Below are 17,154 nucleotides of genomic sequence, written 5' to 3'. Positions count from 1 at the left end.
TGACTGTCATGGATACAGTCAGCAGTTTTCACCAGTCCGGAATTAATGCTGAGCAGGAATAGGAAACCCTTTCAGTGAAATAACGAAGTTTTCACCGTCTTTCTTTATTTTTGCGCCAGTATCACACCAGTCAGACGCAATACGAAAGAACTCATCACTTCCGACATTCCAGCCAAGACGTACATGCTTCACGTAGCCTGAACGCAACAAATCGCAGGCCTCTTTGTAGTCACTGGCAGTAGACAGTTGTTGTTTCATTTTCTCTTCTTCAGAAGTTTACGTAGAGCCTTGATTTCTTTAGGAGTAAATGGAGAAACATTCTCTTCTTCCGTATGCTGATTATCAATATCCTCTTCCGATACTCCCGCCTCTTCTACTGCCTCGAACGCCAGCAGCAGCAGTTTCTCTGTCGTCACGCTTAAATTCTCGTTATTCACTTCCGCATAGTGGCGAAGCCTTTCTTTTAGCGCGTCATCAATCTTAACGTTTAATACCGCTGTAGCCATGTTTATCACTTCCCTTCGGAATAAGTACTTTATTTAATACACGAAGTTAACAATGTTATCCAGATATATATTTTTTTGAGTTATGCCAGAAAATAGACGGCCAACGATAAAATGCCCGACTATTATTACAAGTTTATGACAATAATATTTCAGCACGATGAAATATATATTACATGCTATAGGCATAATCTTATTAGGGAATAACGTCCAGGGAAGAGGCAAAATCAGGGAAGAACGCAGAGGCTCAGAAATGGGTGGGGGCCCTGCCAGCTACATCCCGGCACACACGTCGTCTGCCCTGGCTGCTTCCTTCCGGACCTGACCTGGTGAACAGAGTAGCGTTGCGGGAGAACCAACAGAGCCCCCATTGAGAGCGTTGATAACCAACGCGCTGGCGCATTATCCCTGTGCGAAGGCCCAATTGCAAGCCGCCAGGAACCGGATGCTGGTTTCTTGCGCAAACAGGCGCAGCAATCAGGGCGATCTTCGTTTACCATGGCTCTCCAGAAACTCCCCGCAGGTGAAGGTATGGACGAGCAGGACTCTTTTCCACAGCGCGTATGGCAAATCGTGGCATCAATCCCGGAAGGCTATGTCACCACCTATGGTGATGTCGCGCGCCTGGCCGGTTCCCCGCGCGCGGCGCGACAGGTTGGAGGCGTCCTGAAACGGCTGCCGGAAGGCAGTACGTTGCCCTGGCATCGAGTGGTGAACCGTCATGGCGCCATCTCACTCACCGGGCCGGATCTCCAGCGTCAGCGTCAGGCGTTACTTTCAGAAGGGGTGCAGGTGTCAGGGTCGGGTCAGATCGATTTACAGAAGTACCGGTGGGTGTACTGACCCCTCTCCCGAAGGAGAGGGGACTAACCACATTACATCTGCGTCGGTGGGGTTGGCAGAGACGGCTGATTGGTTTGCGGTGCGACCGGCACTTCGGTCTGCTGTACTGGCACCAGGTTCAGGTCGATTTTGGTTCCACCGTTGTTAATCGCTTCCTGGACCGTATCGGTGATAAACACCAGCTTACCGTTGATGGTGACCGCTGCGCTCAGCAGAATACGGGCATTAGGCTGCACGTCCGACGGGTTATACGGCAACACGAAGCTAAACGGCGCCTGCTTGCCTTCAGTACGGACGGCACGCTGGGCCACGACTTTCGACGGCGCGTCGGCCAGGGAAGCATCAGACAGCGTCACCGTTAATACCGCATCCGGCGGCAACGCAACTTTCTGTTTAATCCAGATGGTACCGGAAACGTTAGGCTGCTGAATGGACTGCTGCGAAAGGGTATTAATCCCGTTCGGGTCAGCTGCTGGCACTGGCACCTGGGCGCTCTTACCGGCACAGGCGGACAACGCCACCGCAATCGCTACACCACTTAGCATAGGCACGAGTTTCATTGAAGTCTCCTTATCATCAATGCACCAGCGGGATCGATCCCATCCGATGTCGTTTCAATCACATAACGTTTTTAAGTGTGGCACAACTCACTGATTAATGCCTGAAATCATCCCGATATTCAGATTATTCTACCCATCGGACCACTTTCATTTCTGCGTTATACTCTGCCTATCTTTCGCTACGGCGTTTATTGAGGACAACTATGAGTCAGGCACTGAACAATCTGCTGACATTACTGAATCTGGAAAAAATTGAGGAAGGACTCTTTCGCGGACAGAGCGAAGATTTAGGCTTACGCCAGGTCTTCGGTGGGCAAGTCGTTGGACAAGCGCTGTACGCTGCAAAGGAGACTGTCCCGGCAGACCGTCTGGTGCATTCATTCCACAGCTACTTTTTACGCCCTGGCGATAGCGCCAAACCCATCGTGTATGACGTTGAAGTTCTGCGAGACGGCAACAGCTTCAGCGCGCGCCGCGTCGCGGCCATCCAGAACGGTAAGCCGATCTTTTACATGACCGCCTCTTTCCAGGCACCGGAGCCGGGCTACGAGCATCAGAAGGTCATGCCCCCTGCCCCCTCGCCGGACGATCTTAAATCGGAAACGGATATCGCTCGCGCATTGGCGCATCTGCTGCCGCCGCAGGTTAAAGAGAAGTTTCTCTGCGATAAGCCGCTTGAGATCCGCCCCGTCGAGTTCCACAACCCGATGAAGGGCCACACCGCCGAGCCAAAGCGTCAGGTGTGGATCCGCGCCAACGGCACCGTGCCGGAAGATTTCCGCGTCCATCAGTATCTGCTGGGCTATGCGTCTGACTTCAACTTCCTGCCGGTGGCGCTGCAGCCGCACGGCGTCGGCTTCCTCGAAAAAGGGATGCAGGTCGCGACGATCGATCACTCGATGTGGTTCCACCGTCCCTTCAACATGAACGAGTGGCTGCTCTACAGCGTGGAGAGTACGTCGGCATCCAGCGCCCGCGGGTTTGTGCGTGGGGAGTTTTATACTCAGGACGGCGTGCTGGTCGCTTCAACGGTGCAGGAAGGGGTGATGCGTAACAGAGGTTGATGTAAAAAGCCCGGTGGCGAGACGCTTACCGGGCCTACGTTTTGTGCTGTTGTAGGCCGGGTAAGGCGAAGCCGCCACCCGGCAAGACACTCAGATCATGCGTTATACGCATTCTCGCCGTGGCTGTTCACATCCAGACCTTCGCGCTCCTGCTCTTCCGGTACGCGCAGGCCGACCGTCATGTCCGCCAGCTTGTAGCCGATGAAAGCGACGACCGCAGACCACACCACGGTGATAGCGATGCTTTCCAGCTGCACCAGCACCTGATGAACCATGGTGACGCCTTCTGCGTAGCCCACGCCACCGAGCGATTTCGCCGCGAAGATACCGGTCATGATACAGCCGACAATTCCGCACACGCCGTGCACGCCGAACACATCGCAAGGGTCATCCACGCGCAGCACGCGTTTCAGTGCGGTGACGCCCCACAGACCCGCCAGACCCGACACCAGGCCGACCAGCAGCGCACCGCCGACACCGACATAACCACACGCAGGAGTGATACCAACCAGACCGGCAATCGCACCTGAACAGGCACCCAGCAGGGAAGGTTTACCGCGCACCGCCCACTCGCCAAACACCCAGGAGAGGATTGCACCCGCCGTGGCTACAACGGTGTTCACGAAGGCCAGCGCGGCGATTTCGTTCGCGGCACTGGCTGAGCCGGCGTTGAAGCCAAACCAGCCAAAGTAGAGGATCGCAGTACCGGTAAAGACCATCGGCAGGTTGTGCGGTTTGAACGCCTCTTTACCGAAGCCGACGCGTTTGCCAATCAGATAAGCGCCCACCAGACCCGCGACCGCGGCGTTAATGTGGACAACGGTACCGCCCGCGAAGTCCAGCGCGCCGTGCGTGGCCAGCAGACCACCGCCCCAGACCATGTGCGCAATCGGCACATAGGAGAGCGTCAGCCAGACCACCACGAAGATCAGGACCGCAGAGAAACGAATGCGCTCGGCGAGCGCGCCCACGATCAGCCCGACGGTAATGCAGGCGAACGAGCCCTGGAACGCCACGTGAATATACTGATAGAAGCTGCCCATCAGCGCGGTCAGTTCAATGTTTTTCAGCATCACCCAGTCGAAGTTACCAAAGAACGCGTTACCCGTGCCGAACGCCAGAGAGTAACCGTAAACCACCCAAAGCACGCAGACCAGTGCAAACGTCACGGCAACCTGCGTCAGCATGGAGAGAACGTTTTTGCCACGGATCAGACCGCCGTAGAACAGCGCAATGCCCGGAATGGACATGAACAGCACCAGCGCGGTGCTGATCATCATAAAGGCGTTATCGGCTTTGTCGGCCACCGCAGGGGCAGCAGCCAGCGCCAGGCCCGGCAGCAGCGCCAGCGAACCCAGACCCGTTTTAAGTGTTGCTATCTTCATTTTCTCGATCCCTATCACTGTGTGCCAGGCGTTAATTACAGTGCCGCTTCGTCAGATTCGCCGGTACGGATGCGAATGACGCGCTGCAGTTCGGCAACGAAAATTTTGCCGTCGCCAATTTTGCCGGTGTAGGCCGCTTTGCTAATGACATCAATGACTTCATCAAGCTGATCGTCAGCAATCGCGACATCAATTTTTACTTTTGGCAGAAAGTTAACGCTGTATTCCGCCCCGCGATAAAGCTCGGCATGACCCTTCTGACGACCAAAGCCTTTCACTTCGGTGACAGTCAGTCCCTGAATACCCATTGAAGACAATGCTTCACGCACGTCTTCGAGTTTGAATGGTTTGATTACAACCGTAACCAGCTTCATAGATCCCCTCCAGTCAGAATTCGGTAATGGCCGCAGCTTACCCGGAAGGTATTGCAAGGGATGTGCCAGAAATGAAAACGTGAGGGAATCGCGGCGCGATGTGCGTTACACGGTTCTGATAAATGAACCGGTGAAAAAAAACGCACCATGCCGGTGCAGGGTGCGTTTCAGTTTTGCACCAACAGGAATGACTGTTAGCGCGGCGCCTCATTTTAGTGCATCAGGCGCTAAGGGACTCTTCATCACGCACACTGGCGGCCAGCTCTTCGCCCGCCAGCTGCAGCTGGTACATCTGCCAGTAGCGCCCTTGTGCTTCCAGCAGCTCGCGGTGCGTACCGCGCTCCACGGCCTGTCCGCGATGCAGCACCAGAATCGTGTCCGCGTCGACGATGGTGGAGAGCCGGTGAGCAATCACCACCAGCGTCGTATGGTCGCGTACGGCGGCCAGCGCCTGCTGAATCGCCTGCTCGGTTCCAGAATCTATGCTGGCCGTGGCTTCGTCCAGAATCAGCACCTGCGGCGTTTCAATCAGGACGCGCGCCAGCGCCAGGAGCTGTTTTTGCCCCACGGAGAGGTTGTTGCCCTGCTCGCCCAGCTTCGTGTTGATCCCGTCGCTAAACCCGCGCGCCAGGTCTGCCAGCTGCACCGTTTCCAGTACCGCCCAAACCTGCGCTTCTGAATAGTCCCGTCCCAGGGTTACGTTGGCGTAGAAGGTATCGGCCAGCACGACCGGATCCTGCTGCACCATCGCAACGCCTTTGCGTAACACCGTGTGGCTGAGCGACGCGAGCGGACGTCCGTCGAGGCGGATTTCGCCTTGCGTGACCGGATAGTAGCCCATCAGCAGGCTGGCGAGCGTGCTTTTACCGCTGCCGGTGTGGCCCACCAGCGCGACGAAACCGCGTGACGGCACATCGAGCGTAATGTCCTGCAGCACCAGACGGTCTTCGCGATAGGCAAACGAGACGTTATCAAAGGTGATAGCCCCGCTTTGCAGAGGTCGCTCGTCATTGCCGTAGGCCTGGCGCGGCCTGTCCATCAGCTCAAAGACGCGCTCACCGGCGACAACCGCCTGTTGCAGCATCGATTGCTGCGTAGTGAGTTCGATCAGCGGCTCGTTAAGGCGTCCAAGATAGCTAATGAAAGCGTACAGCACGCCCACTTCAATCGTACCGTTTGCGCTCAGGCCAAAGAGCATCAGCAGCCCGCAAAGCACCAGCGCCGAGAACAGGCTCAGCAGCGGTCGCAGCAGGAAACCGTCCAGGCGCAGCGTCTGCATACGCGCCATATAGTGCGAACGGCTGGCTTCGCCCATGCGCTCGCCAAAGCGCGCCTGCTGGCGGAACTGCTGGATGACGCTCATGCCGTTGATCACTTCGTTGAAGCCATCGTTGATATCGGCCAGATAGGCGCGCACCCGGCGCACAATTGGCGTGCTGTAACGCTGGTAAATCACCATGACGATCAGCACCGCCGGGAAGATCGTTATCGCCACCAGCGCCATGCGCCAGTCGAGGCTGAACATCGCCACCAGCATCGCGCCAATCAGCGCCGCGCTGCGCAGCACGGTTGCCACCACGGTGACGTACAGATCGCGGATCACCTCGGTATCGTTAGTCACGCGCGAAATCACCTGCCCGACCGGCTGGGTATCAAATTCGCTGAGCGGCTGGCGAAGCGCCGCGTCCATCACATCGGTACGCAACTGCTGAACCACGCCCACGGCGGCACGGTTAAACAACAGCGACTGCGCATAGTGCAGCCCTGCCGCCGCCAGCTGCAACCCAACGTAGGCCACGCCTAACCCCGCCACCAGCCCGAGCGGCAGGTAGCTTTTGGCGACCATATTGTCGATGAAATAGCTGATGAGCAGCGGTCCGCTCACTTCGGCAATCGCCGCAATCCAGAGTAAAAGCACGGCAACGGAGAGCGGTTTACGCCACGGCGAGCCGTAGGCCAGCAGACGTTTGAGCGTCGGCCACATCGTTCCAAGCTTACGCATTGGCGGCCTCCTCATCCTGCTCCGGCGCATCGTCCAGCGCAGCCTCAAGCTGCTGATAGCGGTACATATCGCGATACCAGCCCGGCTGCTCGCTAAGCGTTTCATGCTGCCCGCGCTGGGCAATATGGCCGTGCTGCAAGACCAGAATTTCGCTGGCTTCGGTAAGCGCTGACAAACGGTGGGCACTGATAATTATCGTGCGTCCGTCGCCCCACTGGCGCAGGTTATGCAGGATCTGATGCTCGGTACGGCCGTCCACGGCGGAGAGCGCATCGTCCAGAATCAGGATCTCGGCATTGAGCAGCAGCGCGCGGGCAATGGAGATACGCTGTTTTTGCCCGCCGGACAGCATGACGCCGCGTTCCCCGACTTCCGTTTCGTACCCCTGCGGCAGGCGCAAAATATCATCATGTACGCTGGCTAAACGCGCCACATGCTCGATCTCTTCCTGCGTTGCCGCAGGGCACCCAAGCGCGATGTTGTTCGCCACGGTGTCAGAAAAAAGAAACGGCGTCTGGCTGACAACCGCCAGGCGACCACGCCACTCATCCAGCAGCAGCCTGGTCAGCGGAATATCATGGAAACGAATATCGCCCTCGGTGACGTCAAAGTGGCGCTGGAGAAGCGACAGCACGGTGCTTTTACCGGATCCCGTCGGGCCGCAGATGCCGAGCATCTGGCCCGGCTGAAGGGTAAAACTGACGTTCTCCAGTACCGGATGTTCCGTTTGCGGATAGATAAACTTGCGGACGTCGACTTTCATGACGCCGCGTCCTTCCGGCAACGCTTCGCTGCCGTCATTGACCACCGGCGCTTCGGCCAGCATGGCGCGAATACGGCTGTAGGCGGCGCTGCCGCGCTCCACGATGTTAAACATCCAGGCCAGCGCCAGCATCGGCCAGATCATCAGCCCCAGATACATGGCAAAGCTGGTCAACTGGCCCAGGGTGAGCGTGCCCTGCACCACCATCCAGCTACCGCCGCCAATCGCCAGCATATTTGCCATGCCGATTGCGATATAAATCGTTGGATCAAATCGCGCGTCAATACGCGCGACGCGCATGTTTTTCGCCCCCGTGTCGGCCGCATCGGCGGCAAACAGCGCGGACTGCCGGTCTTCCAGACCAAACGCTTTGATCATGCGGATGCTGGTCATGCTCTCCTGGGTGCGATCGTTCAGCGACGAAAACGCCGCCTGCGCCAGCTTGAAGCGCTCGTGCAGCTGTTCGCCGTAGCGATTGATCGCCAGCGCCATGAGCGGCATCGGCAGCAGCGCCAGCAGGGTCAGCTGCCAGCTGATCTGCGTTGACATGACGATCAGCACCGCGCAGCCCATTACCAGCGAGTCCACCAGCGTCAGCACCCCTTCCCCGGCGGCAAAGACCACGCGATCGACGTCGTTAGTCGCGCGCGCGATAAGATCCCCGGTGCGATGGCGCAGATAAAATTCGGGATGCTGTCGACTCAGCTGGCGATAAAAATCTTCACGCAGCTCAACGGCCAGCTGATAGGACGCACCAAACAGCAGCACGCGCCAGACGTAGCGCAGCAGATAAACAATGACCGCCGTCAGCACCAGCGTGCCAACCCACATCAACACCCGTGCGGTAGTGTAATGCTGTTCGGTGACGCCATCCACGACGTAGCCCACCACTTTCGGCGGGATCAGCTGCAGGATAGCAATGATAATAAGCAGGGCGACTGCACCGAGGTAGCGTTGCCACTCCCGACGAAAGTACCAGCTTAATTGGGCAAATAATCGCACGCGGTTTGTTCCTGAAGGTATTTTACGAAGTTATTCAATGGGTAATGCTGTGGTGTATTTAATCTGTTCCATAGCGAAGCTTGAGGTGACGTCCGATAACCCCGGCACGCTGTTCACCAGCCGCTTGTAGAAGTCATCATAACGCTTCATGTCGGCCACCTGGACGCGCATCAGGTAATCGTACTCGCCGGCCATACGCCAGAAACCGAGCACTTCGGGCATCTCAGACACCTGGGTAACGAAGCGGCAATACCACTCGCTGCTGTGATGCTGGGTTTTTATCAGCACAAATGCCGTCAACCCAAGCCCCAGTTTTTCAGGATCTAACAGCGCGACGCGCCCCAGAAGAATACCGTCATCTTCCAGCTTCTTAAGCCGCTTCCAGCACGGGGTGGTGGTCAGATTAACGGCATCTGCCAGCGCCTGCAAAGAGAGGGTACAGTCACTTTGCAGCAATGAAAGGAGCTTGCGGTCAATTTTATCTAGCATACCCACCTCACAGAGAAAATTTTTCTCCCTTAATTCTATTTCAAAGGCCAGATAGCAACAATTTTTTCTGTGCTTTTCGCTATGCTAGGCACAAAATGACAAACGGATAACGACGATGAATAGCACCTGGGTTAAACATGCGATCAGCGAAATCAATGCCGACTATCAGCGCTCGGCGGATACGCACCTGATTCGCCTTTCCCTGCCGGGATTTGACGGCATTCAGCTCTATCTGAAAGATGAAAGCACCCATCCTACCGGCAGCCTGAAGCATCGCCTGGCGCGCTCGCTGTTTTTATACGGTTTATGTAACGGCTGGATTAAAGAAGGCACCACCATCATTGAATCCTCTTCCGGTTCAACGGCGGTGTCCGAAGCCTATTTCGCCCGCCTGCTGGGCCTGCCGTTTATTGCGGTGATGCCCTCCTGCACCGCAAAACGCAAAATCGAACAGATCGAATTTTACGGCGGTCGCTGCCACTTTGTGGAAAGCGCCTGCGAAATCTACGCCGCCTCTGAAATGCTGGCTCGTGAGCTGAACGGCCACTATATGGACCAGTTCACCTTCGCCGAGCGCGCAACGGACTGGCGCGGGAATAACAACATTGCCGACAGTATTTTCCGCCAGATGACCCACGAACCGCATCCGGTTCCGTCCTACATTGTGATGAGCGCCGGTACCGGCGGTACGTCAGCCACGATCGGACGCTATATCCGCTGTCAGGGTTACGATACCCAGCTGATGGTAGTTGACCCGCAGAACTCCGTGTTCCTCGACTACTGGCAAAACCGCGATGCCGGTCTGCGCAGCCCGGTGGGGAGTAAAATTGAAGGGATTGGCCGTCCGCGCGTTGAGCCCTCTTTCATCCCCGACGTTGTGGACGAGATGATGCGCGTGCCGGATGCCGCCAGCGTGGCAACGGCGCACTGGCTGGAAACGCAGCTGGGCCGCAAAGTGGGCGCCTCGACGGGCACCAATATGTGGGGCGCGCTGCAGCTTGCCGCACGTATGCGCGAAGCGGGACGCACCGGTTCCATCGTCACGCTGCTGTGCGACAGCGGCGAGCGTTATCTCGAGACCTACTACAATGCGGAGTGGGTGCAGGCCAACATCGGTGATATCGCCCCCTGGAAGGCGCAGATTGCTCAACTGCTGAAATAAAAAAAGCCAGACCGAAGCCTGGCTTGCTGGAAGGGTCTCACTATTCGGGGGAATATGGGAGGTTGTTATTGTCCAGCCAATGCGTCAAAAAATGGGACACTGCTTCATTACGGCAGTGACCGATAACCGGCAGATGGGGAAGTTCTGCTTTCAGCTGCGCCATCGCATTCCCCATGATCAGACCGCGACCTACGCTACCCAGCATTTCGCGGTCGTTCATGGCGTCACCGAACGCCATACACTCCTGCAGCGTTAATCCCAGGTGGTCGCTCAGCACCGCCAGAGCGGAACCTTTGTTACAGCCCACCGGCAGCACTTCCAGGCAATCCACCGCCGAGAAGGTCAGGTGCGCCCGGTCGCCCAGCACCTCATTCAGTTGGATCCGTAAGCGACAGAGATCGTCGTGATCGCCGCAGAAGCAGATCTTGGTCACCGCATGGGCGGGGATCCGGCGCAGATCGATAAGCTGGTATTTAAAGCCGCTGTATACATGCGCGTGCAATAATTCCGGGATGTTGCTTCCGGTAAACCAGCCCCGATCGTTAAAGACGTGGATGCTGGCCTGCGTGTCCCAGGTACTGTGCAGCACGATATCCGCCACTTCCGGATTGAGATCCTGTCGGTACAGCACATCGCCTTCTACGGAGTGAATTCGCGTCCCGTTGCCGGTGATCAGAAAGGCGTCGAGGGAAAACGCGCCCAGCAGGTGGCGCATTTCCAGAACATGACGCCCGGTGGCAAACGTCAGGGTGACATTACGCTCGTGCAGGCGCTTCAGCGTGTTCAGGGTTTTCTCCCCTAAACGGTGATCCGGCATTAACAGCGTACCGTCCATATCAAATGCAGCGAGCCGAGCCATGATTACTCCCGAAATGTGATGCGGTTAACTTGTGCATCAGTATCGTGTGAGATATACGGAAGTAATAGTGAATAGATGAAAATTATTGTTCCGGGTTTCTTATGCGCCAGCTTAACCGTCTTAACCAGTATCAACGCCTGTGGCAACCTTCCGCTGGCGCGCCGCAGCAGGTAACCGTAAATGAACTTGCCAGCCGCTGCTTTTGTAGCGAGCGACATGTCCGTACTCTGCTGCGTCAGGCCCAGGAGGCGGGCTGGCTGACCTGGCGCGCGCAGTCCGGGCGTGGAAGGCGCGGTGCGCTGACGTTTCACGTCACTCCGGAATCACTGCGCAATACGATGATGGAAGAAGCGCTAAAAAGCGGGCAGCAGCATAACGCCCTCGAGCTGGCGCAGCTTGCTCCCGAAGATTTGCGTGCGCTGCTGCACCCGTTTTTGGGTGGGCAGTGGCAAAACGACACGCCGACGCTGCGCATTCCCTACTACCGCTCACTGGAGCCGCTTCAGCCGGGCTTTTTACCGGGTCGGGCAGAGCAGCATCTGGCAGGGCAAGTCTTCTCAGGTTTGACGCGATTTCACGGCAACAGCAGTGAACCTACGGGCGATCTGGCGCATCACTGGGATGTGTCGGATGATGGACTGCGCTGGCATTTCTACATTCGCTCCACGCTGCACTGGCATAACGGCGATAAAATTGAAACGGTGCATCTCCAGCGGAGCCTGACCGCGCTGTTGACGCTTCCCGCCCTGCGCACTCTGTTTCAGAGCGTCCTCTGTATCGAAACAACGCATCCGCAGTGCCTGACGTTTACGCTGCATCATCCGGACTACTGGCTGCCGCACAGGCTGGCAACCTACTGTAGCCGTCTGGCGCATCCCGACCATTCGACGATTGGCAGCGGCCCCTTTCGGCTGGTCGCCTTTGAACCCGACCTGGTTCGTCTGGAAAGCCATGAGCAGTACCACCTGAGCCATCCGCTGCTCAAAGCCATCGAATACTGGATCACACCCCAGCTTTTTGATCACAGGTTGGGTACCAGCTGCCGTCACCCGGTGCAAATCGCGATTGGTGAGGCCGACGAGCTGGAAAGTCTGCGGCTGGTAAGCAGCAGCACCAGCCTGGGGTTCTGTTACCTCACGCTAAAACAGAGCGCACGCCTGAGTGAGAACCAGGCAAAGCGGCTGATTAATATCATTCATCACTCCAGGCTTCTCCACACGCTTCCGCTAAACGAAGGGCTCATCACCCCCACCGGGGAACTGCTTCCCGGCTGGACAATCCCCGACTGGACTGATTTAACCGATGTTGCCCTGCCTGAAGCACTGACGCTGGTTTACCATCTTCCCGTTGAGCTTCACACCATGGCCAGCCAGTTGAAGACGTACCTGGCGCTACAGGGTTGTGAGCTGACCGTCATCTTTCATGACGCCAAGACGTGGGACGGATGCCAGCAGCTTGCCGAAACAGACATCATGATGGGCGACAGGCTGATTGGCGAAGCGCCAGCGTATACGCTTGAGCAGTGGCTGCGCTGCGATACGCTTTGGCCACACGTGTTAAGCGCACCGGCGTACGCCCATTTGCAAGCCACGCTGGATGCGGTACAGACTCAGGCCGAGGCTCGGGATCGGCACGCGGGCCTGAAGGCCATTTTTAGCCGATTAATGGAAAATGCAGTGCTGACGCCGCTCTTTAATTATCAGTATCAGATCAGCGCGCCGCCGGGCGTGAATGGGATTCGCCTCAACACCCGCGGCTGGTTTGATTTTACCGAAGCCTGGCTGCCAGCCCCCAAATCGTGAAGAAGCTGGTCGCCGCCACAGGCAGACGGTAACATAACGTTTTTACCGTAACAGTCGAGATGATTTATGAAACGTGCCGTCGTCGTGTTCAGCGGAGGACAAGACTCTACTACCTGCCTGGTCCAGGCTCTTCATCAGTACGATGAAGTTCACTGTGTCACTTTCGATTATGGTCAGCGCCATCGCGCTGAGATCGACGTTGCCCGTGAACTGGCCCTGAAACTGGGCGCACGCGCGCACAAGGTGCTGGACGTTACGCTGTTAAATGAACTGGCCGTGAGTAGCCTCACCCGGGACAGTATTCCCGTCCCGGACTACGAACCCGATGCCAGCGGCATTCCGAATACCTTCGTGCCGGGCCGCAATATTCTGTTCCTCACCCTGACGGCAATTTATGCCTACCAGGTAAAAGCCGAAGCGGTGATCACGGGCGTGTGTGAAACAGACTTCTCCGGCTACCCGGACTGTCGTGATGAGTTCGTGAAGGCGTTAAATCACGCCGTCAATCTGGGGATGGCGAAAGAGACGCGCTTTGAAACCCCGCTGATGTGGCTGGATAAAGCCGAAACCTGGGCGCTGGCCGACTACTGGGGCAAGCTGGACCTGGTTCGCAGCGAAACCCTCACCTGCTACAACGGCATTAAAGGCGACGGTTGCGGCCAGTGCGCCGCCTGTAATCTGCGCGCTAACGGGCTGAACCACTATCTTGCCGATAAAGCCGGCGTCATGGCCGCAATGCAGAAAAAAACCGGGCTTAAATAGGGCGACCTGACCGTGCTGTCGCATAACAGGTGTCGACAGCACGGGTAAGCCTGAACCTGTGTTACACGATCATCAGTTCCAGCTTTTCGCGCAATTCCCCTTCCAGCGGCAGCGCTTTCTGCGTTTTCAGATCGATACAGACAAAGGTGATCAACGCATCAGCCACCACCTGCCCTTCGGGATCGAGCGTAACCACCTGGCTTAACACGCCGCTTTTGCCATTGATCTGCTGCACCTGGCTGGTCACCGTGAGCACATCGCCCAACACGGCAGGGCGACGGTAGTTGATATTGATATTGACGACCACGAACGCGATGTTGTGCGCGGTCATCCACTGAAAGCTTTCGCTGTTTTCCAGCCCGTCCCAGCGCGCTTCCTCAAGAAACTCCAGGTAGCGGGCATTGTTCACATGCTGGTAAACGTCGAGGTGAAAACCGCGTACTTTTATTTTTGTCTGCATAGCGCAATAGCCTTTACTGTTATTGTAGGATGAGAGGTCATAACTGGTATGACCTCTTTATCCTGGCAAAATTTTGCCGCTGTGCAAGTAATTGTGAGATTACAACGTCAGGTGTGCGAGGTTGCGCTCAACCAGCGCGCTCCCCATGCCGGGAACCTGCTTGAGGTCGTCGACCGTTTTGAAAGGACCATACTCTTCACGATAGCTTACGATGGCCTGCGCTTTTTTCAGCCCGACGCCATTCATCACGCGGGCCAGCTCTTCCGCAGAGGCCGAATTGATGCTGACTCGCGTACCGTCATCATCCACGTTTTTACCAACGTCAGCCGCTTTGGTTTGCCCCTGCCCCGGCGCTGCGGCGTCGGTCTTACTCTGTACCGCCTGTGGTTTAGCGGCAGGTGTCGCCGCCAGTGCGCCCGCGCTCAGCCCGGTGGTGGCAATAGCCAGCGTAATAAACAGTGCTTTGATTCCACATTTCATGCTGTTATCTCCTTGTTTGTAGACAGCCACGTCACGATAGCCGCCCGATAAAAGAGGCACAAACAGCAGAGTGCAGAAATGGAAAAGGCCGCGAAAGCGGCCTTTAGTTATTGCAGAGCGTTGCGAAAATCTGCGAGCAGATACGTAATTATTGCTGCTGAGTAATGATATCGCCCAGCTTAATTTTGGCCTCTTTACGCAGGTTGCTCATCATGGCTTCGAAGGCAATCTGGGCATTGTTCTGGGTAATCCCCTGGACCATCGCCTTCTTCTGCGCGTCTGGCAGAGTGCCGGCTTTCACTTCATCCAGCGCCAGCAGAACGACGTTACCCTGCATATCGGTAGTGGTGCCGAAGCTTGGCTTGTCTTTCGCCGGCAGAGTCAGGCCAAACGCGGCCTGGCTGATAGGGTCCTGACCAGTACGGCTCAGCGTTTTCGCTTCACCGAAGCTCAGGCCAGCCGCTTTCAGCGCGTCCTGTTTACCCGCTTTCAGATCGGCCAGAATCTTCTCAGCATCCAGTTTCGCCTGCTGTTCCGCTTTGTTGTGCTTAACCTGAGCGACGACCTGATCCTTCACTTCCGCCAGCGGTTTGACCGCTTCTGGCTTGTGCTCGCTGACGCGCAGCACAAACGCACGATCGCCATCGACGGTAATGATGTCTGAGTTACTGCCCGGCGTGCCGTTCTCACCAACCAGACCACCGTTGAAGATGGCATCAGAAACCGGTTTGAAGTTCAGCTCTTCCGGCAAGTTGTCACGACCAAACCAGCCCGTCTCAACCGCTTTCACCCCAGCCGCCTGCTCGGCACCCGCCAGAGATTCGTTGTCGTTGCTGGCAGCATCACTCACTTTCTGCTGCAGCGCATAGTAGGCATCCAGCGCTTTTTCCTGCTTCACTTTTGCCGCGATATCGTCACGAACCTCAGCCAGCGGCTTGGTTTTCGCCGCGGTGATGTCGTCCAGACGCACGACCAGGAAACCTACGGATGATTTAATGACGCCAGACAGTTGGCCTTTCTCTTTCAGACCCGCATTTTTCAGCTCGTCCGGCGTGGTCGCGTCTTCCAGCCAGCCCATATCGCCGCCGTTTTTCGCAGAGATAATGTCGGTGGATTTCGCTTTCGCGACGGTCGCAAAATCAGCGCCTTTGTTCAGCTCATCCAGTACCGCTTTGGCATCCGCCTCGGTTTTGGTCTGAATCACGCTGTAGCGGTTACGCTGCGGCTGTGTGAACTGATCCTGATGCTGGTCGTAGTAAGACTGGATTTCCGCGTCAGACGCGCTTTCCTGCAGCGCAGCCGCATCCAGCTTGATGTAGCTCACGCGGAACTGTTCTGGAGAAACAAAGGTATTCTTGTTCTGCTCGTACCAGGCGTTAATGTCAGCGTCGCTCACCTGCTGTTTCGCCGCCAGAGCGTTAACATCAATGGTCGCTTCACGTACAACGCGCTGCTGCGCCACCAGCGCAGCCAGTTCATCCGTTTCGCCTTTAAGCATGAAATCGGTGCCAACAACGGCATTGATGAGCTGCTGGGTGGTCAGTTGGTTACGCAGCGCCTGCGCGTACTGATCGGCCGTCATCCCCATCTGGTTGACGATGCTGTTGTAACGCGCGTTGTCGAATTTACCGTTAGACTGGAAGGCTTGCGTGGAGAAGATGGCTTTTTTCACCTGCTCATCGCTAATGCCAAGGCCGAGTTTTTTGGCATACTGATCCAGCAGCGCTTCGTCGATAAGACGGTTCAGCGTCTGCTGACGCAGGGTCTTCATATACCCTTCGTTTGCTGCCAGTTCAGAGAATTGGTCGCCCAGCTGTTGCTGCATACGGTTACGTTCACCGGCAAAAGCATTCTCGAACTGGCCGCGGCTGATCTCCTGGCCATTCACTTTTGCGGCATAGTTCGCGCCACCGCCAATAAGGTAACTGCTCACGCCGGTCAATATGAACGACACGATAATGATACCGAAAATAATCTTGAGCACGAGACTGTTAGCAGCCGTGCGTAAGCTGTCCATCATGGTGTAACAACACTCCGCTGTAGGTGACTGGTTACCTGACGCTGACGGAAAATCCTGCCCGTCGCGCGTAAAGTCGTATTGTGACAAGAAAACGGGGCGATTGTCAGCCCACAACTCGCATAAACTCGCACAAATCAGGTCTGGACAAACAAAAAAGGCACATCAAAAGATGCGCCCTTGTACTATCCGGCTTCCCTGAAACGGGAAAGCAATCAGTTTACTGCGTCTTTCAGCGCTTTACCTGCACGGAAACCCGGCACTTTAGCGGCAGCAATGGTGATCTCTTTACCGGTCTGAGGGTTGCGGCCAGTACGGGCAGCACGCTCTTTAACAGCAAAAGTACCGAAGCCTACCAGTGCAACGTCGTCCCCAGCCTGCAGAGATTCAGTAACAGAAGCAATTAATGCATCTAACGCACGTCCAGCTGCAGCTTTAGAAATATCAGCACCAGCAGCAATTTTGTCAATCAGTTGAGATTTATTCACTGTTCTCTTCCTCTCTTTATAATTTATATCGCGCCTGAATCCTTCACAACGCGACCGCGCAGCAGTTATATCAGGCCTGCCATGACCTTACAACACCCGTTGTTGATGGCTGACCTAATCAGCAATCTAAATTAGCTAT

17 protein-coding genes, 1 other RNA gene and 1 pseudogene are annotated in these 17,154 nt (G+C 56.3%); 5 read left to right on the top strand and 14 right to left on the bottom strand.

The annotated features are described in order from the left end of the window. Window positions 1–42: 42 nt before the first annotated feature. The 3 genes from FHC52_RS04670 to ffs all read right to left on the bottom strand — a co-directional run bounded on the left by FHC52_RS04670 (window position 43) and on the right by ffs (window position 864). Complete coding sequence (locus FHC52_RS04670; RefSeq protein WP_008503298.1) at window positions 43–258, bottom strand: hypothetical protein; 216 nt, start codon at window positions 256–258, stop codon at window positions 43–45. After that, window positions 255–506 (bottom strand): hypothetical protein, encoded by a 252-nt coding sequence (locus FHC52_RS04665; RefSeq protein WP_021241644.1) that lies wholly within the window; start codon window positions 504–506, stop codon window positions 255–257. The genes FHC52_RS04670 and FHC52_RS04665 overlap by 4 nt, the downstream gene beginning before the upstream one ends. Before the next feature lie 261 nt (window positions 507–767). Next, an RNA gene (ffs, locus tag FHC52_RS04660) (signal recognition particle sRNA small type) lies at window positions 768–864 on the bottom strand. 84 nt (window positions 865–948) lie between these two features. Here ffs and FHC52_RS04655 point away from each other — a divergent pair. Beyond that, window positions 949–1,346, top strand: a pseudogene (locus FHC52_RS04655) (MGMT family protein). 32 nt (window positions 1,347–1,378) lie between these two features. Here the strand turns inward: FHC52_RS04655 and FHC52_RS04650 are convergent. Continuing rightward, window positions 1,379–1,906 (bottom strand): YbaY family lipoprotein, encoded by a 528-nt coding sequence (locus tag FHC52_RS04650; RefSeq protein WP_008503301.1) that lies wholly within the window; start codon window positions 1,904–1,906, stop codon window positions 1,379–1,381. A 203-nt stretch (window positions 1,907–2,109) separates the two neighbouring features. On the opposite strand from FHC52_RS04650, the gene tesB reads away from it, so the two are divergent. After that, entirely contained in the window at window positions 2,110–2,970 is an 861-nt protein-coding gene (tesB, locus tag FHC52_RS04645; protein ID WP_023293157.1) for an acyl-CoA thioesterase II, read from the top strand. Between the two features lie 95 nt (window positions 2,971–3,065). On the opposite strand, the gene amtB is transcribed toward tesB, so the two are convergent. The 5 genes from amtB to FHC52_RS04620 form a co-directional block, all read right to left on the bottom strand. Beyond that, entirely contained in the window at window positions 3,066–4,355 is a 1,290-nt protein-coding gene (gene amtB, locus FHC52_RS04640) for an ammonium transporter AmtB (RefSeq protein ID WP_008503303.1), read from the bottom strand. A gap of 35 nt (window positions 4,356–4,390) precedes the next feature. Then, on the bottom strand, window positions 4,391–4,729 hold the full coding sequence (gene glnK, locus FHC52_RS04635; RefSeq protein ID WP_008503304.1) for a P-II family nitrogen regulator: 339 nt from the start codon (window positions 4,727–4,729) through the stop codon (window positions 4,391–4,393). 220 nt (window positions 4,730–4,949) lie between these two features. Next, window positions 4,950–6,731: a SmdB family multidrug efflux ABC transporter permease/ATP-binding protein gene (locus FHC52_RS04630; RefSeq protein WP_044597083.1), complete on the bottom strand. Its 1,782-nt coding sequence runs from the start codon at window positions 6,729–6,731 to the stop codon at window positions 4,950–4,952. Then, window positions 6,724–8,496: a SmdA family multidrug ABC transporter permease/ATP-binding protein gene (locus tag FHC52_RS04625; protein ID WP_021241647.1), complete on the bottom strand. Its 1,773-nt coding sequence runs from the start codon at window positions 8,494–8,496 to the stop codon at window positions 6,724–6,726. Before FHC52_RS04625 ends, FHC52_RS04630 begins: the two co-directional genes overlap by 8 nt. A gap of 30 nt (window positions 8,497–8,526) precedes the next feature. Further along, the gene (locus tag FHC52_RS04620) at window positions 8,527–8,985 is read right to left on the bottom strand and encodes an Lrp/AsnC family transcriptional regulator (protein ID WP_008503307.1); all 459 of its coding nucleotides are present in this window, start codon (window positions 8,983–8,985) and stop codon (window positions 8,527–8,529) included. A gap of 115 nt (window positions 8,986–9,100) precedes the next feature. Between FHC52_RS04620 and FHC52_RS04615 the strand changes: the two genes are divergently transcribed. Continuing rightward, window positions 9,101–10,147 (top strand): PLP-dependent cysteine synthase family protein, encoded by a 1,047-nt coding sequence (locus FHC52_RS04615; RefSeq protein WP_008503308.1) that lies wholly within the window; start codon window positions 9,101–9,103, stop codon window positions 10,145–10,147. Between the two features lie 40 nt (window positions 10,148–10,187). Here the strand turns inward: FHC52_RS04615 and cof are convergent, their stop codons facing one another. Further along, window positions 10,188–11,006 carry an HMP-PP phosphatase gene (gene cof, locus FHC52_RS04610; protein ID WP_126288734.1) on the bottom strand — a complete coding sequence of 273 codons (819 nt, stop codon included), beginning with the start codon at window positions 11,004–11,006 and terminating at the stop codon, window positions 10,188–10,190. A 101-nt stretch (window positions 11,007–11,107) separates the two neighbouring features. On the opposite strand from cof, the gene FHC52_RS04605 reads away from it, so the two are divergent. Together FHC52_RS04605 and queC are read left to right on the top strand one after the other, a co-directional pair. Next, entirely contained in the window at window positions 11,108–12,808 is a 1,701-nt protein-coding gene (locus tag FHC52_RS04605) for an SgrR family transcriptional regulator (RefSeq protein ID WP_126288732.1), read from the top strand. A gap of 66 nt (window positions 12,809–12,874) precedes the next feature. Beyond that, window positions 12,875–13,570, top strand: coding sequence for a 7-cyano-7-deazaguanine synthase QueC (gene queC, locus FHC52_RS04600; RefSeq protein WP_008503311.1), 696 nt, complete (start codon window positions 12,875–12,877; stop codon window positions 13,568–13,570). A gap of 61 nt (window positions 13,571–13,631) precedes the next feature. Here queC and FHC52_RS04595 read toward each other — a convergent pair whose 3' ends face one another. The 4 genes from FHC52_RS04595 to hupB form a co-directional block, all read right to left on the bottom strand. Beyond that, on the bottom strand, window positions 13,632–14,030 hold the full coding sequence (locus FHC52_RS04595; RefSeq protein WP_021241651.1) for a YbgC/FadM family acyl-CoA thioesterase: 399 nt from the start codon (window positions 14,028–14,030) through the stop codon (window positions 13,632–13,634). A 99-nt stretch (window positions 14,031–14,129) separates the two neighbouring features. Continuing rightward, window positions 14,130–14,510 carry a helix-hairpin-helix domain-containing protein gene (locus tag FHC52_RS04590; protein ID WP_025912626.1) on the bottom strand — a complete coding sequence of 127 codons (381 nt, stop codon included), beginning with the start codon at window positions 14,508–14,510 and terminating at the stop codon, window positions 14,130–14,132. A 148-nt stretch (window positions 14,511–14,658) separates the two neighbouring features. Continuing rightward, window positions 14,659–16,530: a peptidylprolyl isomerase gene (gene ppiD, locus FHC52_RS04585; protein WP_023326792.1), complete on the bottom strand. Its 1,872-nt coding sequence runs from the start codon at window positions 16,528–16,530 to the stop codon at window positions 14,659–14,661. Between the two features lie 212 nt (window positions 16,531–16,742). Beyond that, window positions 16,743–17,015, bottom strand: a complete 273-nt coding sequence (gene hupB, locus FHC52_RS04580; protein ID WP_002444653.1) for a nucleoid-associated protein HU-beta — start codon at window positions 17,013–17,015, stop codon at window positions 16,743–16,745. Between the last annotated feature and the right edge of the window lie 139 nt (window positions 17,016–17,154).

The organism is Enterobacter sp. EC_64 (assembly GCF_019584165.1).
In the GTDB taxonomy this organism is placed as follows: domain Bacteria; phylum Pseudomonadota; class Gammaproteobacteria; order Enterobacterales; family Enterobacteriaceae; genus Enterobacter; species Enterobacter roggenkampii.
This window is presented reverse-complemented; position numbering and strand designations above follow the sequence as displayed.

Bases quoted from the DNA above. Each gene is read 5' to 3' on its own strand.
- cof (WP_126288734.1), bottom strand. From the start codon at position 11,006: ATGGCTCGGCTCGCTGCATTTGATATGGACGGTACGCTGTTAATGCCG.
- FHC52_RS04605 (WP_126288732.1), top strand. From the start codon at position 11,108: ATGCGCCAGCTTAACCGTCTTAACCAGTATCAACGCCTGTGGCAACCT.
- queC (WP_008503311.1), top strand. From the start codon at position 12,875: ATGAAACGTGCCGTCGTCGTGTTCAGCGGAGGACAAGACTCTACTACC.
- glnK (WP_008503304.1), bottom strand. From the start codon at position 4,729: ATGAAGCTGGTTACGGTTGTAATCAAACCATTCAAACTCGAAGACGTG.
- FHC52_RS04630 (WP_044597083.1), bottom strand. From the start codon at position 6,731: ATGCGTAAGCTTGGAACGATGTGGCCGACGCTCAAACGTCTGCTGGCC.
- FHC52_RS04615 (WP_008503308.1), top strand. From the start codon at position 9,101: ATGAATAGCACCTGGGTTAAACATGCGATCAGCGAAATCAATGCCGAC.
- tesB (WP_023293157.1), top strand. From the start codon at position 2,110: ATGAGTCAGGCACTGAACAATCTGCTGACATTACTGAATCTGGAAAAA.
- amtB (WP_008503303.1), bottom strand. From the start codon at position 4,355: ATGAAGATAGCAACACTTAAAACGGGTCTGGGTTCGCTGGCGCTGCTG.
- FHC52_RS04620 (WP_008503307.1), bottom strand. From the start codon at position 8,985: ATGCTAGATAAAATTGACCGCAAGCTCCTTTCATTGCTGCAAAGTGAC.
- FHC52_RS04590 (WP_025912626.1), bottom strand. From the start codon at position 14,510: ATGAAATGTGGAATCAAAGCACTGTTTATTACGCTGGCTATTGCCACC.
- FHC52_RS04595 (WP_021241651.1), bottom strand. From the start codon at position 14,030: ATGCAGACAAAAATAAAAGTACGCGGTTTTCACCTCGACGTTTACCAG.
- ppiD (WP_023326792.1), bottom strand. From the start codon at position 16,530: ATGATGGACAGCTTACGCACGGCTGCTAACAGTCTCGTGCTCAAGATT.
- FHC52_RS04670 (WP_008503298.1), bottom strand. From the start codon at position 258: ATGAAACAACAACTGTCTACTGCCAGTGACTACAAAGAGGCCTGCGAT.
- FHC52_RS04665 (WP_021241644.1), bottom strand. From the start codon at position 506: ATGGCTACAGCGGTATTAAACGTTAAGATTGATGACGCGCTAAAAGAA.
- FHC52_RS04650 (WP_008503301.1), bottom strand. From the start codon at position 1,906: ATGAAACTCGTGCCTATGCTAAGTGGTGTAGCGATTGCGGTGGCGTTG.